16 protein-coding genes are annotated in these 15101 nt (G+C 63.1%); 3 read left to right on the top strand and 13 right to left on the bottom strand.

Annotation, left to right across the window (positions count from 1 at the left end; translation table 11 throughout):
• Positions 1–14: 14 nt before the first annotated feature.
• From ACSSVQ_RS07840 to ACSSVQ_RS07860, 5 genes are all read right to left on the bottom strand, one after another.
• Complete coding sequence (locus ACSSVQ_RS07840) at positions 15–992, bottom strand: NAD(P)H-dependent flavin oxidoreductase (protein WP_454182054.1); 978 nt, start codon at positions 990–992, stop codon at positions 15–17.
• 149 nt (positions 993–1141) lie between these two features.
• Positions 1142–2545, bottom strand: coding sequence for an aldehyde dehydrogenase family protein (locus ACSSVQ_RS07845; protein ID WP_454182055.1), 1404 nt, complete (start codon positions 2543–2545; stop codon positions 1142–1144).
• A 114-nt stretch (positions 2546–2659) separates the two neighbouring features.
• The gene (locus ACSSVQ_RS07850; protein ID WP_293324891.1) at positions 2660–3085 is read right to left on the bottom strand and encodes a MerR family transcriptional regulator; all 426 of its coding nucleotides are present in this window, start codon (positions 3083–3085) and stop codon (positions 2660–2662) included.
• An 84-nt stretch (positions 3086–3169) separates the two neighbouring features.
• Positions 3170–4411 (bottom strand): acetyl-CoA C-acetyltransferase, encoded by a 1242-nt coding sequence (locus ACSSVQ_RS07855; RefSeq protein ID WP_454182057.1) that lies wholly within the window; start codon positions 4409–4411, stop codon positions 3170–3172.
• 51 nt (positions 4412–4462) lie between these two features.
• Positions 4463–5569, bottom strand: a complete 1107-nt coding sequence (locus tag ACSSVQ_RS07860) for an NAD(P)-dependent alcohol dehydrogenase (protein WP_454182059.1) — start codon at positions 5567–5569, stop codon at positions 4463–4465.
• A 110-nt stretch (positions 5570–5679) separates the two neighbouring features.
• Between ACSSVQ_RS07860 and ACSSVQ_RS07865 the strand changes: the two genes are divergently transcribed.
• Positions 5680–6333: a TetR family transcriptional regulator gene (locus ACSSVQ_RS07865; protein ID WP_454182061.1), complete on the top strand. Its 654-nt coding sequence runs from the start codon at positions 5680–5682 to the stop codon at positions 6331–6333.
• 29 nt (positions 6334–6362) lie between these two features.
• Here ACSSVQ_RS07865 and ACSSVQ_RS07870 read toward each other — a convergent pair whose 3' ends face one another.
• From ACSSVQ_RS07870 to ACSSVQ_RS07900, 7 genes are all read right to left on the bottom strand, one after another.
• On the bottom strand, positions 6363–7484 hold the full coding sequence (locus ACSSVQ_RS07870; protein WP_454182063.1) for an acyl-CoA dehydrogenase family protein: 1122 nt from the start codon (positions 7482–7484) through the stop codon (positions 6363–6365).
• A 17-nt stretch (positions 7485–7501) separates the two neighbouring features.
• Positions 7502–8710: an acyl-CoA dehydrogenase family protein gene (locus ACSSVQ_RS07875; RefSeq protein ID WP_454182065.1), complete on the bottom strand. Its 1209-nt coding sequence runs from the start codon at positions 8708–8710 to the stop codon at positions 7502–7504.
• An 11-nt stretch (positions 8711–8721) separates the two neighbouring features.
• A complete protein-coding gene (locus ACSSVQ_RS07880) occupies positions 8722–9327 on the bottom strand; it encodes a glutathione S-transferase family protein (protein ID WP_454182067.1) in 606 nt (201 codons plus the stop codon).
• Between the two features lie 143 nt (positions 9328–9470).
• Positions 9471–10274, bottom strand: coding sequence for an energy transducer TonB (locus tag ACSSVQ_RS07885; protein ID WP_454182069.1), 804 nt, complete (start codon positions 10272–10274; stop codon positions 9471–9473).
• An 8-nt stretch (positions 10275–10282) separates the two neighbouring features.
• The gene (locus ACSSVQ_RS07890; RefSeq protein WP_454182071.1) at positions 10283–10669 is read right to left on the bottom strand and encodes an ExbD/TolR family protein; all 387 of its coding nucleotides are present in this window, start codon (positions 10667–10669) and stop codon (positions 10283–10285) included.
• Positions 10666–11082, bottom strand: a complete 417-nt coding sequence (locus tag ACSSVQ_RS07895) for an ExbD/TolR family protein (RefSeq protein ID WP_454182073.1) — start codon at positions 11080–11082, stop codon at positions 10666–10668. The genes ACSSVQ_RS07890 and ACSSVQ_RS07895 overlap by 4 nt, the downstream gene beginning before the upstream one ends.
• Positions 11042–11812 (bottom strand): MotA/TolQ/ExbB proton channel family protein, encoded by a 771-nt coding sequence (locus ACSSVQ_RS07900; protein WP_454182075.1) that lies wholly within the window; start codon positions 11810–11812, stop codon positions 11042–11044. The genes ACSSVQ_RS07895 and ACSSVQ_RS07900 overlap by 41 nt, the downstream gene beginning before the upstream one ends.
• Positions 11813–12067: 255 nt before the next feature.
• Between ACSSVQ_RS07900 and ACSSVQ_RS07905 the strand changes: the two genes are divergently transcribed.
• The gene (locus ACSSVQ_RS07905; RefSeq protein WP_454182077.1) at positions 12068–12661 is read left to right on the top strand and encodes a TetR/AcrR family transcriptional regulator; all 594 of its coding nucleotides are present in this window, start codon (positions 12068–12070) and stop codon (positions 12659–12661) included.
• Positions 12662–12667: 6 nt separating this feature from the next.
• Here ACSSVQ_RS07905 and ACSSVQ_RS07910 read toward each other — a convergent pair whose 3' ends face one another.
• Entirely contained in the window at positions 12668–13747 is a 1080-nt protein-coding gene (locus ACSSVQ_RS07910) for a DUF2855 family protein (protein ID WP_454182079.1), read from the bottom strand.
• A gap of 233 nt (positions 13748–13980) precedes the next feature.
• On the opposite strand from ACSSVQ_RS07910, the gene ACSSVQ_RS07915 reads away from it, so the two are divergent.
• Entirely contained in the window at positions 13981–15009 is a 1029-nt protein-coding gene (locus ACSSVQ_RS07915) for a glutathione S-transferase N-terminal domain-containing protein (RefSeq protein ID WP_454182081.1), read from the top strand.
• Positions 15010–15101: the final 92 nt, after the last annotated feature.

Below are 15101 nucleotides of genomic sequence, written 5' to 3' on the forward strand. Positions count from 1 at the left end.
ACGGAAAGCCTCTATCAGGCGGCGGCGAACGCATCCAGGCGCTTGCGGATGATATCGTTCGCTTCGCTCATCATGCCCTCGATGAGGTCCTTGCAGGTCGGGATGTCGTGGATGAGGCCCGCGACCATGCCGCAGCTCCAGGCGCCCGCATCCATTTCGCCCTTCTGCATGACGCGCGGATAGACGCCGCCGACCAGATCCTTGATGTCGTCGATGGTGGTCGCCGCGCCCTTTTCGCGCTCGATCTCGACGATCTTTTCGACGGCTTCATTGGCGAGCACACGCTCGGTATTGCGAAGCGGGCGCATGATGAGGCGGGTGTCGAGTTCGCTTGCCGCGATGAGCGCCTGTTTCACATTCTCATGCACCGGCGCTTCCTTCGTCGCGATGAAGCGCGTGCCCATATTGATGCCGTCCGCGCCCAGCGCCAGCGCGGCGACGAGCTGCGAGGCCGTGCCCATGCCGCCGGAAGCGACGAAGGGGATCTTCAGTTCTTCCGCCGCGCGGGGCAGCAGGATCATGTTCGGGATGTCATCCTCGCCCGGATGGCCGCCGCATTCGAAGCCGTCCACGCTCACCGCGTCGCAGCCAATCTTTTCAGCCTTCAGCGAATGGCGCACGGAGGTGCATTTATGGATGACCTTGATGCCGCCTTCCTTCAGCGCCGGCATGTACTGCTCGGGGCTGCGGCCCGCCGTCTCAACGACCTTCACGCCTCCCTGAATGATGGCGTCGATATATTCCGGATAGGGCGGATTGGTGAAGCCCGGCAGGAAGGTGAGATTCACGCCGAAGGGCTTGTCGGTCATCTCGTTGCACTTGGCGATTTCCTTGGCGAGGTCTTCCGGCGTGGGCTGGGTGAGGCCCGTGATGATGCCGAGCCCGCCCGCATTCGAGACCGCCGCCGCCATTTCGGCGAGGCCGACGAAATGCATGCCGCCCTGGACGATCGGATGCTGGATACCGAAGAGTTCGGTGATACGGGTCTTCATGTTGTCTTCTCCCGGGTGTTATTTTTCGGAAATCATCTAATACGAAATGGCCGTGCGATGCGCGGCCGATACATGTTCAGACATGAAAGAGGCGGTCCCGGATATGAACCGGAACCGCCGTTTTCGTTTGCGTTGCCGAGGCGGTCCGCTCAGCGGGCCATGTTGATGACCTTGAGCTGGGTGAATTCCAGCAGGCCTTCCTCGCCAAGCTCGGTACCGAGGCCGGAGAAACGCGCGCCGCCAAAAGGAATATTCGGCGCGAGATCGGCATGCTTGTTGATCCAGACCGAGCCGCTCTCCATTTTCAGCGCGAGATCATAGGCATCGTCGTTGTTGGACGACCAGATCGAGCCGCCAAGCCCGTAGTCGGACGCATTGGCGCGGGACACCGCATCGTCCGCATCCGAGTAACGGATGACCGGCAGGACCGGGCCGAACTGCTCCTCGTCCACAAGGCGCGAGCCATCCTCGATGTCGCGAACGATGGTCGGGCGGATGAAGTAGCCCTTGCCTTCCACCTTCTCGCCACCGGCAATGATCTTGCCGCTTTTGCGGGCGTCCTCGATCAGGTCCCAGACCTTGTCGTACTGCATCTTGTTCTGGAGCGGCCCAAGCTGCGTGCCCTGCTTCAGGCCGTCGCCGACAATGGCATTGTCGGCCAGCGCGGCCAGCTCGTCGCACATCTCGTCATAGATGGACTCGTGCACATAGAGCCGCTTCATGGCGATGCAGACCTGGCCGGAGTTCTGGAACGCGCTCTGGAAGAGCTTCGGCGCGGCTTCCTTCGGGTCGACATTGCCGAGCACGATACCGGCGTCGTTGCCGCCGAGTTCCAGCGTGATGCGCTTCAGGAGGCCGGCGGCCCCTTCCATCACCTTCGAACCGGTCGCGGTGGAGCCGGTGAAGGAAATCTTGCGCACGTCGGGGTGGGCGGTGAGCGGCGCGCCGAGATCGTTCTCGTCGGCGATGACGTTCACCACGCCCGCGGGCACGATGTCCTTGATGAGTTCGCCGAGCTTCAGCGAGGTCAGCGGGGTCGTCGGCGCGGGCTTCAGCACCACCGTATTGCCCGAGATCAGGGCCGGCGGCAGTTTGAACGCCATCAGGATCATCGGGAAGTTCCACGGCACGATGGCGCCGATAACACCGAGCGGGCGGCGATGCGCCTCGACATATTTTCCTTCGCTGTCCTCGATCACCTTCACCGGCAGGTCGAGCGAGGTGAAGTAACGGAAGAAAGCGGCGGTGCCGTAAACTTCCATCGTCGCGTCGCCGAGGGGCTTGCCCTGTTCCTGCGTCAGGATACGGGCGAGATCGTCGGCATTGGCCTCGATCGCATCGGCGATGGCATTGACCACCTTCTTGCGTTCGTCGATCGGGGTCGCGGACCAGCCGGGGAACGCCGCCTTGGCGGCCGCCACGGCTTCGTTCAACTGTCCCTCGGAGCCGCGGGGGCAATCGGCAACGCTTTCCTCGGTCGCGGGATTAAGGACGGGCGAGGATTTCGCTCCATCGACCAGCTTGCCGCCGATCAGCAGCTTGAATTCGCTCATTTCAGTGTCTCCCATATGCCTTATGCGCTCCTCTGCCGGGAGCTGTTGTCTCGGAAAACAATACAGCCTTCCATGCGGCCCTGCGACAGGCGTTACTCCTGTCACAGGCGTTATCTACGACATGGCCGGGGCGTGGACTTCGTTGTTCGCCGCGCGGCGGGCGGGCGCTTCGTGGGTCGCTTCCAGCTTCTGCTCGAGATTGCTGCAGATGTCGTGCAGGCGCTCGATCTGCTGGTCCACCATCTCGCGCTGCTCCTGCACGACCTTCATGCGGCGGCGGAAGAGCGATATGGCAAGTTTGTACTGCTCCTCGCAATCGCCATCGGCCTGGTAGAGATCGAAGATATCGCCGATTTCGCGCAAGGTGAGGCCGACGCTCCGGCCGCTCAAAATAAGCTGCAGGCGGGCACGGTCCTTGTGGGAATAGATGCGCGTCTGACCGTCGCGGGCCGGGATCAGCAGGCCCTTTTCTTCATAAAAACGCAGGGCGCGGGGAGTGATTTCGAATTCGTTGGCGAGTTCCGTGATCGAGTAGGTCATATCGGGTCAAGCCTTTCGATTACTTATTCGAAGTTGGCACCGGACCGGCGGGCGGGCGAATTCCCGCCCGCCGGTTTCGGTGTGTTACACGCGTTCGATGATGATGGCCGGGGCCATGCCGCCAGCGGCACACATGGTCACCAGACCGCGCTTCAGGTCGCGGCGCTCAAGCTCGTCGAGCAGCGTGCCGATGAGGATGGAGCCGGTCGCACCGATCGGATGGCCGAGGGCGCAGGCGCCGCCATTCACATTCACCTTTTCGCGGTCGAGCTTCAGATCGCGGATGAACTTCTCGGCGACGACGGCAAAGGCCTCGTTGATCTCCCAGAGGTCGATATCGTCCGTGGTCAGACCGGCCTTCTGAAGCACCTTCTTCGCGGCAGGCACCGGGGCGTTCAGCATCAGCGTCGGGCAGTCGCCCATATTGGCGGTCGCGACGATGCGGGCGCGCGGCTTCAGGCCGTTCTTTTCCGCATAGTTCTTCGAGGCAACCAGGATCGCCGCCGCACCGTCCACGACACCCGACGAGTTGCCGGCGTGGTGGATGTGGTTGAATTCCTTGATCTGCGGATAGACCTGCTGGATCAGCGAGCCATAGGTCGTGCCCTGCTCGTCTACCGGAATGCCGGTCCAGGCCGCGAAAGAAGGCTTCAGGCCCGCGAGACCTTCCATGGTCGTCTGCGGACGCGGGAATTCCTCATGGTCGAGCGCGACCGAGCCGTCGTCGTTGTAGACGGTGACCAGCGACTTGTTGAAACGGCCTTCCTCGATGGCTTTGGCGGCACGCTGCTGCGAGGTCAGGGCAAGCTCGTCCACCGCCTGGCGGTCGATGCCTTCCATCGTCGCGATCGCGTCGGCGCAGACGCCCTGCTGGGACTGCGGATGAATCTTACGCAGGTGCAGGTTGCCGGCGTCCATCATGGGCGGGGTCTTGGGATCGGCGGTCGCGGCGGTATAGCTCATCATCTCGGTGCCGCCGGCAACGACGAGATCTTCCATGCCGGACATGACCTGCGCCGCAGCGAGGTTCACCGTGGTGATGCCCGAGCCACAGAAACGGTCGAGCGTGACGCCCGACGCCGTGATGTCGTAACCCGCATCGAGCGCGGCCATGCGGCCCATGTCGCCGCCCTGCGCGCCGCGCTGGGACGAGGTGCCCCAGATCACGTCTTCGACATCGGAGGTGTTGAGGTTGTTGCGCTCGGCAATGGCCGCCAGCACGGTGCGGGCCAGATGCTGCGGATGAAGGTGCGCAAGCGAACCCTTGCCCACTTTGCCGATGCCGCGCGGCGTGCGGCACGCATCGATGATATATGCGTCAGACATTCACGTTTCTCCCTGTTTCGGTTCTTTCGTTCCGTTTATCGGATTTCGGTTTCACGGCCGGTCCATGGTGAGCACGACTTTCACGCATTTGCCTGCGTGCTGGTCGGCCACGGCCCGGTTTATTTCTTCCAGCGGATAGGTCTTCACCAGGCGGTCCACCGGCAGTCGGCCCTGATTGTAGAGCGATATGAGCTCGGGAATGAAGTCGTCCGGATCGCTGTCGCCCTCAATGATGCCCTTCACCGTATGGCCGAAGGTCACGGCGCTCATCAGATCGCCGGGAAGCGGCGTGCCGGGCGGTGCGATGCCGACAATGCCGAAAGTACCCTTGGGCGCCAGCGCCATCATCGTCGCATTCAGAAGGTCGGGGATGCCGGTGGTGTCGAAAGCATAATCGACGCCCATCGGCGCAATCGCACGAACGGCTTCGGCAAGGTCGGTCGCCTCGGCCGGGTCGAGCGCATGGGTCGCGCCGAGGTCCAGTGCGAGATTGCGGCGCTCCTCATGCGGCTCCAGCACGATGATGGGATCGCAGCCCTGCACGGCGGCGCCCATGACAGCGGAAAGACCGACGGCACCGCCGCCAAGAATGAGAATGGAGGAGCCCTTTTCGCAGGCAAGCGAGCGCACGACGCCGCCGGCACCCGTCTGGACCCCGCAGCCCAGCGGCGCGGCGAGCTCGAAGGGCATGTCGTCGGTGAGCTTCACCAGATTGGTTTCATAGGCGAGGCAATGCGTGGCGAATGAGGACTGACCGAAGAAATTGCTGCCGATGTCCTCGTCGCCCTTGTGGAGCGCCTTGGTGCCGTCGGGCCGCATACCCGCATAATTGAGAAGCGGCATGGAGTGGCAATAGGCCGGATCGTGGCTGGCGCAACGCGGGCATTGTCCGCAGGAGCGGAAGGTGATCGCCACGCGGTCGCCCGGCTTCACCTTGGTCACCGCGTCGCCGACCTTTTCCACCACGCCCGCGCCCTCGTGACCCAGCACATGCGGATGGGGGATGGTGCCCGTCGCCTTGAAGACGAGATCGGTGTGGCAGAGGCCGACCGCCTCGACGCGGACCAGAACCTCGTCGGCCCTCGGTTCGTCGAGGATTATTTCCTCGATGGAGAAATCGTCTTCAGCCGAGCGTGCTACCGCGGCGGTAACCTTCATCCTCGTCCTCCCTGACACCCTCATCCGTCTTGCGCGGATGCTTTTAAAGGCGTATTTAATTTCTTAAATGCGTATTTAAATCCAAAAAAACGGAAACGCAAGGAGGGATCGTGGAGCCGCAGGCGAAAGCGAAAATCAAGGCGGCTCCGGCCCGGCCCGCGGCGCGCGACCAGCTTCTGGACGCGGCCAGCGCCCTGATGACCGAGCGCGAGACCATCGACGTCCCGCTCGCCGAAATCGCAGCGCGGGCGGAAGTGAATGTGGCGCTGGTGAGCTATTATTTCGGCGGCAAGGAAGGCCTGCTGCTGGCGCTTGCCAAGCGAAATGCAACCGGGGCGCTCGCGGAACTCGACAGGCTGATCGCCCTCGACATCGATCCGGTTGAGAAATTCCGGCGGCATCTTGCCGGCGTCATCTGGACCTTCTTCCGCTATCCCTATCTGAACCGGCTGCTGCATTCGCTGATGCGCGATGCCTCGACGGATGCGTCCAAGGAAATTGCGGAATTCTTCGCCGCACCGCTCGGACGCGCCGCAACCGGGCTCATCCGGGAGGCGCAGGCCGCCGGGCTGATGCGCGTGGAAGATCCGATGCTCTTCTATTTCGCGGCCCTTGGGGCCTGCGAGCAGATTTTCGTGAACCAGGCGAACCTGAAATATGTCTATGGCGTGGACGAGATCACCGATGATCTTCGCCGCCACTACACCAATGTCGTGCTGGACACGTTCATGAATGGCTGCCTGACGAAAAAAAACGACGCCTGAGACCTGCGTGGCCCAGAGCGCCGTTTTCCTCAGAACAGAAGGTCTGCGAGCTTCGCCCTTTGATAGGGCCCGTCGCCGTGCAGATATTCGCACCACATACCGCGGCGGCGATAAAGCTGCGCATCGCATTCATAGGTGAAGCCGAAACCGCCATGGAACTGAATGGCGCGGTCGGCGGCGAATGAAAGCGCGTCGGAGGATTCCGACTTCGCCATGCGCACCGCGATCTCGCCCTCGCCCTGCTGCCCGAAGGTGCAGGCCGCATTGTAGAGATGCGAACGCGCCGTCTCATAGGCAACCAGTGCATCGACGGTCGGATGCTTCAGCGACTGGTAGGAGCCGATCAGCTTGCCGAACTGCTTGCGGGTTTTCAGATACTCCACCGTGTAATCCACGCAGCTTGCTGCCGCGCCGCAGGCTTCCGCCGAGAGAAGCAGCGACGACGCGAGATCGATATGGGCGAGCGTTTCGCGCGTGCGTGACGTATCGAGAAGCGCATCGGCGGGAACCTCCACACCATCAAGCTCCAGACGGAAGGAGCGGCGCGTCTCATCCGCCACCACTTCGCGGCGCAGCGCGCCTTCCGGCAGCCCCGCCTTCTCGATAATGACGAGAGCGGGCTCACCGTCCTTCATCACCGAGGCGATAATCCATTCCGCACTGGCCGCATCGACCACGAAAATCTTCGTGCCGGAGAGCTTCAGCTTGCCGCCCTCTTCCGCCGCCTTTGCCTCGATATGGGTGAGGTCCCAGTCGGCATGGGGTTCGGTCAGTGCAAGGGTTGCGGCTTTGCCCGCGCAAATCTCCGGCAGGATCTTCGATTTCTGCGCCTCTGTGCCGCCCACCAGCAGCGCCTGCGCGGCAAGCGTCGTCGGCACGAAGGGACCGCCCATCAGACGGCGGCTCATCTGCTCCACCACCGGCACGACTTCGGCCATGGAGAGCCCGACGCCGCCGAACTCTTCGGGCACGGCAATGCCGAGCCAGCCCAGCGCAATCATTTCCTGCCAGACGGCGGGGTCGTAACCCAGCTCGTCCTCGATCAGCTTACGAACGGTCGAAACGGGCGACTTGTCGCGGCAGAAATTCTGCGCAACTTCCAGAAGTTCGGCCTGTTCTTCGCTAAAAGTGAGCGTGACGTTTCTTTCCATTGTCGTTTTCCCGCTCCTCAGCTCTTCGGCAGGCCGAGCACATGCTCGCCAATGATGTTGTGCTGGATCTGGCTGGTGCCGCCCCCGATGGTTCCGGAGAAGGCATTGAGATAAGAGCGCTGCCAGATCCCTTCGTCATAGGCTTCCGGCTCGCCGACATAATAGGCGCCGCGCGGGCCCTGCATGGCCATCGCAAGCTGGTTGATCTCGCGATAGAACTCCGTCGCGATCAGCTTGGACATCAGCGGCAGGGACATCGGCTTATCCTGCACCAGCGGCGCAATGCGCGACCGCTTACCGTTGAGCTGAAGCCCGCGATAGGTCGCCAGCAGCTTGACCAGCTTGTCGCGGATGATCGGGTCCTCACAGGCCGGGTGGCCATTGCGCAGGGCGCGCTTGGCCAGTTCCACCACTTCGCCGACATCCGGGTAGACGGTCACATAGCCGCCCGCCTGGCCGCCGCGTGCACCGCGCTCATATTCCAGCGTACGCATGGCAACCGCCCAGCCCTTGCCCTCGCCGCCAATGAGCGAGGTTGCCGGGATGCGGGCATCGGTGAAGAAGGTCTGGGTAAAGCCGTATTCGCCGGTGAGCTTCTTGATCGGCACGGTTTCGACGCCCGGCACCGTCATGGGGGCGAGGAAGAAGCTCAGACCGTCATATTTGCGCGGCGCATCTGGATCGGTGCGGGCGAGCAGGATCATGTATTTCGCGTAATTGCCCTGCGTCGTCCAGATCTTCGAGCCGTTGACGACATAATCGTCGCCATCGCGCACGGCGCGGGTCTGCGCATTGCCGAGGTCGGAGCCGTGGTCGGGTTCGGAAAAGCCCTGACACCAGATGTCTTCCGCGCTCAGGATGCCCTTGATATAGGCCTTGCGCTGTTCTTCGGACCCCATGTCGAGGATGAGGGGACCTGCCCAGTTGATGCCGATGGCATTGAGCATGATGGGGCCGCCCGCGCGATGCATTTCCTGCGTCGCGACATCCTGAAAGGCCTGCGCCAGTCCGCCGCCGCCATATTCCTTCGGCCAGGCTGCTCCGAGATAGCCCGCCTCGTAGCATTTACGCTGCCAGTCGCGCAGAAAGTCGAACTGTTCCTGCGTGCCCACTTCCATGAAGGTCAGCGGCAGCATGAAGTCCGGATCGGCGGGGACATTCTCGGCAAACCAGGCGCGCGCACCGGCGCGAAATTCGTCCAGTTCCTTCTGACTCACATCGGACATGTTCTCGTTCCCTACAAATCAATCGAACGCTGGAAAGCGGGCCGCGCGCAGAGACGCTCGTAATAGGCTGCCGTGTTGGGCTTGAAACCGCCCTTGAAGCCCAGCGTGTCGGCCAGATAGAGCGAAAAGCCGACGCATATATCCGCGACGGTAAAGCGATCCGCACACAAATAGTCGTGCCCGTCCAGCGCCGCTTCGACGGTGCGCAGGCGCGCAAAGAACCACTGCGTGTAGTCTTCCGCCGCCTGTTTCAGGCGCCGCTCTTCCGGCTCGAGCTGGGTGTAGCGAAGCACGATGGTCTGGGGGAAGGTCAGCGTGGCGTCACTGCGATGGATCCAGTTGAGCCAGGCGCCATATTCCTTGTCGCCCGGCTTCAGCGCCAGATCGGTCGGTCCGTAGACCTCCACCAGATACTGCGCGATGCCCGCCGATTCCGTCATCTCCGTCTCGCCATCCACGAAATAGGGCACGGTGCCGACGGGATTGATGCCGGTATAGCCTTCGCGCAGAAAGCGCGGCGGGAAGGGCATGGTCTCGAGTTCGTAGTCGAGTCCCATTTCCTCCAGCGTCCAGAGCGGGCGCAGCGAGCGCGCGCCCTTGCAATGATAGAGTTTCATTCCTCGCCTGCCTTTTTGGCCGGTTCATCCGGCTTTGTTGTAGGCGTTTTCCTAGCACCGCTGCCGGGGGATTTCACCGGCAAATTGAAACGGCGCCGTGTCAACGGCGATTGACGCAAGGGAAACAGGGCGCGACGTGCGCTCTAATGAAGCTCGAAATCAACCGGAATACGCAAGGTCAGTGGCTTGGACGCCATGTTTTCCGGAAAGGCCGGAAAGGGGGACGCACGCTCCACCATCCGATCGATCTCCTTGTCGAGCAGGCTGCTGCCGGTGGATTTTTCGAGCCGTGCCGAGAGCACAGCGCCTTCCGGCGAGACGACGAGGCGGAGCAGCCCCGACCCCTGGATACCGCGCATCCTTGCCCGCAACGGATAGCGCTTCTCCCGCGCCAGCCGCCCGATAATGAGCGCACGGTAATCGGCCCGCGCCCCGGGCGTTCCGCCGCCCGCGGTGGCGCCCGCCCCGGCCTTGCCCTGCGCCGCAAGACCCGGCTTTCCTCCGGCAGTGTCCTGGGATGTCTCCACCACTCCATCGGGGCGGCCCTGCGTGAGGGCCTTTTCCCGCGACGGCGCAGGCTTCGTTGCCATCCGCTTTTTCGGCGCGGGCCTTGTCTCCTGCCTGGACACGGGTTTCGGCGCAGGCTCGGGCTTCGGCACGGATTTGGCGACGGGCTTCGGCTTCGGTTTCGGCTCCGGTTTGGGTTTTGGCTCGGGTTCCGGCGGGGCTGTTTTTTCAACCGGCTCGGGGGTGGGTTCGGATGTGTTGCCTTTCGGCGCGCCGCCCGTGCCTACCTGCCCGGCCAGATCGATCATCAGACCGCCGCTGCCCGTCGCAATCGCACCCGTCGTTTGCGGCTGCCCGTAAAAAAACGAGTAGAAGGCCACCAGATGCAGCAGGATGGCGGCGGCGACAAAGGCCGCAATTTCGTTGCGCGTCAGCGTCATGCCCGGCCCTAATTCTTCACCGTCACGAGAAAGGCGCGCTTCACGCCCGCCTCCCTCAGCCCGGCAAGAAGACGTCCGACGAGACGCGCCTCCACCTTGCCATCGGCGGCAACACGCACTTCTGCAGGCGGCGTCGTGCCCAGCGCGTCGGCAAGCGTCGCCTCCGTCACATCCGCACCATTAAAAGAGAGCTTGCCATCCGCGCTCACGAAAAGCTCCGCCTCGCGCTTTTCCGAAGCAAGATCGCTGGAGGATTGCGGCGGCTCCAGCGGGAAGGGCGTGGGCGCGGCAAGTTCGCCCACCACCATGAAAAAGATGAGGAGCAGGAAGACGATATTGATGAGCGGTACGACGGATTCCGTCTCCGCCAGCCGTCTGCGGCGGGTGAGCTTCATCGCTTCCCCTCTTCCGCCACCAGCGAAGCGGCGATGCCTGCCCCGCTTGCCATGTCGAGTACGCGAACCGCGTTTTCAAGCGTCACACCCGCGGCCGGATCCACAACGAGACGCGCATCCTTTGGCAGCGCCTTCAGGCGGGCGACCAGCATATCGGCGCTCAGCGCATCCCCGTCCAGCAGCATGCCGCCATCGCCAAGCAGGCTCACGCGATGCAGGTCGCCCGTCATCTGCTGCGGGGTGCCGCTATCGCTTGCAATGGAAATGTCGATGTCCTGCCAGGCCGACAAGCGCGAGGCCAGCATGAAGAAGATCAGGAGAATGAAGATGACGTCGATCAGCGGCGTCAGGCTGATCCGCGCGTGGCTAACGTTATTCGGCCGCGCGAGGCGTCGCGAGGCTGCGAGACTCATGCTCGTCTCCTTCCAGCAGATGCATGGCGGACCCGTTGTCGAAGAGACGCGAGAGAACTGTTTCCATATGGAAGGTCATGCGCTCGATGCGGCGGTCGAACCAGTTGACGAAAGCGGTCGCCGGAATGGCGAGCGACAGGCCCGCCGCCGTGGTCAGCAGCGCTTCCCAGATGCCGTTCGAGAGGATGTGCGGGTCGGCGCGGCCTTGGGCGGCGCCCAGCGCCTGGAACGCACCGATCATGCCGAGCACCGTGCCGAGCAGACCGAGCAGCGGGGCCAGCGCCGCGATCACTTCCAGCAGGCGCATATGGGAACGGTAAGGCTCGATCGTCTCTTCCGCTTCGCGCCAGGCGCGTTCCTGCGGCACACCGGAAATGGCGAAAGCCGCCACGCGCGCCACCGGGTTTTTCATGCCGGAAAGGCGCTTGGCCGCGTCCTTGCGGTTGGCGGCGTCGCCGAGAATCTGTTTGGTCTTGCGGGCGCCGCCCTCGCTCACATGGCGGAACTGCCAGAGCTTGGCGAGGATGAAGGCTGTGGCGATGACCGACATGACGATGATGATCATCAACACCGGTCCGCCCGCACCGATCAAGGCGCTCATTTCGGCGCCCGGGCCGGTTGCCTGTTCGGTCGTGGCGGAAAGCGCCGCCGATGGCATGTCACCCGTGACGGCCGTCCCGGCCTGCGGCGCGGCGCTTCCCGTCGCCGTGGCATCGCTCTGGGGTTCCATCAAGCTTCCTTTCGCTCAACTCTGGCACAATATTGATTGCGGGCCGGCCTCGGACCGACCGGCACCGGCTCATGATGCCGCCACAATAGCCATTAATTCAAACAGGCCAATCCGCGCATGCAGGCGCACCCGGCTCCGCTCCTATACAGTTATTGATAGTCATTTGCAATATGGGGCCTCTGCATGCCTTGCCGCCCCATGTCACGCCGTCACCCAGTGGCTTTGCGCCGCGATAACGTTAGTCTGATATCCGATATGAGCAGCCAATCATCCGCCAAAGAAAACCCGGACGGTCGACGCCGCAGGGCCGACACCTCGCGCCAGCGCATCGTCGACGCGATGATGGAGCTGATGAAAGCCGGTGAAATCGCGCCCAGCGCGGAGACCATCGCGCTGAAGGCCGGCGTGGGGCGGCGCACGGTCTTCCGGCTCTTTTCCGACATGGAAACCGTTTATGCCGAAATCCAGCACGCGATGCTTGCGCGGGTTGAGCCGCTTTTCTGCGCACCGCTGGAGGGGCGGAGATGGCGCGACAGGCTGGATGCGCTGATCGAGCGACGCGCAACGGTGTTCGAGGAGATCCTTCCCTTCAAGACCGCCGCCGATGCACAACGCCACCGCTCACCCTTCCTGCAGAAGGACCATGCGCTGCTTGCCGCCATGACGCGGCAGACGCTCGCCGAGGTGTTGCCGAAGAAAATGGCGCCCGGCACCCGCGCTTTCGAAGCGCTGGATGCCGCGCTCAGCATGGAGATGTGGCAAAGGCTGCGTCACGACCAGGCGCTCGCCCCCAAGGCGGCGCTGGCTGTGATGAGGCATATGGCCGACGCAATCGCGCCGCGCCGTTAGCGACATTCAGCCGAAGGACAGCATGAGACCGCGGTCCGGCGCCGTCTCGCCGCGCACCATCGACAGATAGGCGGCCTTCACCGCTTCCGCGCCGGTGCCGTGCTCGATCTTCAGATGAGCTTCCATCTCCTTGGCCATGCGTGCGCACTCCTCCTGCGCACGGCGCATCGCCGCGCCCGGGCCCCATTCATTGTCGCGCTTCTGGATCTGGGCGGGGGCGAAGAAGAATTCGGGCTTCGCGCCGGGCAGGTCGCCGGTATCGCGCGGCGCCTCCCAATGGGTCGCGCCGACGCCGCAACTCGCCTTGATGTTGTCCCCGAAATGATGATGCAGCTCGGAGAGAACCTTTCCATCGCCCGACATGTCCACATAGATGCTCGGCACGGAGGCATCGAGCCCGGCGATGTCGCCGTAGGGGCAGACCTCGTCATAGGTGCCGAGGCTTTCCACGAAGTCCTTGTTGCGCGGCGAGGTGAGGCCGACCACGCGAATGCTGTCTTTCGCATGTGTCGCCAGCATGTTGGCGAGGCCGGCACCCGTCTTTGACGAGGCGGACCCGATGATGACCTGTTTCGCGCCGAACCAGTCATTGTCCATCAGATAATCGTAGATGAGATAGGAGGTGGTGAAGAGCGGGAAGAACACGCAGCGCGCATCCGCCAGCGCCTTCAGCGCCGCCGGATCGTCATTCGTGATGGTGTAGCGATTGTAGACAAGCGGCATGTCCTTGCGATGCGGCGCCTCGTCCGAGAAGCCCCCTCTGTCAACCGGCCCCGGGCGCATCACCACGCTTGAGGCCATGGGCAGGAAGCCCCAGATCTCGGTGCCTTCCGGCACGTCGTCGCAGCGCGAGGCCACAACCTCGCCGAAACCCCAGACGGGGACGATGCCCCACTCGCCCTCGGCGGGGAAAAACTTCCAGTAACCGATCATGTCGCCGGTGAGCGCATAGGTGATGTTGTTGGCCGTCAGCGCAAATTTGCGCACGGCCACTTCGATCTCGCCCTCTTCCAGCGCCCGCTCTTCGCGTGCGATCACGCGGCATTCGCCGATGGCGTCGCGCTTCACGTCCAGTTCCACGATCATGGTGTCCTCCCTCTCGCCCTGCTCAGCTAGGTAGAAAGCTGTGCCAGAGCGGCGAATAACGCAAGCCGTATCGACGTCCGGCTCAACGGCAAAAACCCGGACAATCTATTGGCACTTGCAATGCCTTTTTTCAAAGCCCTGCGTTCCAAATGCTTGACGCTCCGTTACCCATGGTGACACGCTTGGTGCCAGAAAAAGAACGAGAGCAAGACATAATGGGGATGGAGACAGAGATGACGGCAACACCCTTGCTGCTGAGCGGCGCGCCCGGCTCGCCCTATACGCGAAAGATGCTCGCGGTGCTGCGCTACCGGCTGATCCCCTACCGCTTCCTGATCGGCGAGACGCCCGCCGCGCTCGGCCTGCCGAAGCCGAAAGTTCAGTTGCTCCCGACCTTCTACCTGCCGAACGACAAGGGCGAGATGGAAGCGGTGGTCGATTCCACCCCGCTCATCCGCCGTTTCGAGGCGGCGTTTCCCGAGCGCAAGATCGTGCCGTCCGATCCGGTGATCGAGTTTCTCGACTATCTGCTGGAAGACTTCGCGGATGAATGGCTCACCAAGGCGATGTTCCATTACCGCTGGTATTACAAGCCGGATATCGACCGCGCAGCGGCGATCCTGCCGCGCTGGCGGAACGTGACGCAACCGGAAGAAGAAGCGCTGAAGATGGGCAAGGTTTTCGCCGACCGGCAGATCAAGCGGCTTTATGTCGTCGGCTCCAACGACGTGACCGCACCGGTGATCGAGGCCAGCTATCTGCGCCTTCTCGACGCGCTGAAGGCGCATCTCGAAACCGCGCCCTACATCATGGGCAAGCGGCCCGGCGCGTCCGATTTCGGATTCTACGGCCAGCTGACCCAGCTCACCCATTTCGACCCGACGCCGATGGAAGAAACGCTCCGCCGCGCGCCGCGCGTTTTCGCCTGGGTCGATATCGTGGAAGACTCATCCGGCGTCGAGCCTAAAGAGGAAGACTGGATCAGCCGCGACGCGATCCCCGAGACGCTCAAGGGCCTCCTCAATGAAGTCGGCCGCGTCTATGCCCCCGTTATGCTGGCCAACGCCAAGGCGCTGATGAATGGCGACGAGGAAGTCCGCGCCGAAGTCGACGGCCGCGCATGGGTCCAGCAGCCCTTCCCCTATCAGGGCAAATGCCTGGCGTGGCTGCGCGAGAAGCTCGCCGCGCTGAGCGACACCGACCGCAAGGCGGTGGATGCTATTCTGGCTGGGACGGGGTGCGAGGCGTTGTTTGCCGGGTGATATGGCGTCCGTGATCGCTTGGCGCGTTTCAGGTGCCCAAGGAACGCTGCCTTAGATATTGAACGCAGGACGATTGGTCCGCTCCGGACGGA

This window comes from Parvibaculum sp. MBR-TMA-1.3b-4.2 (genome assembly GCF_053628815.1).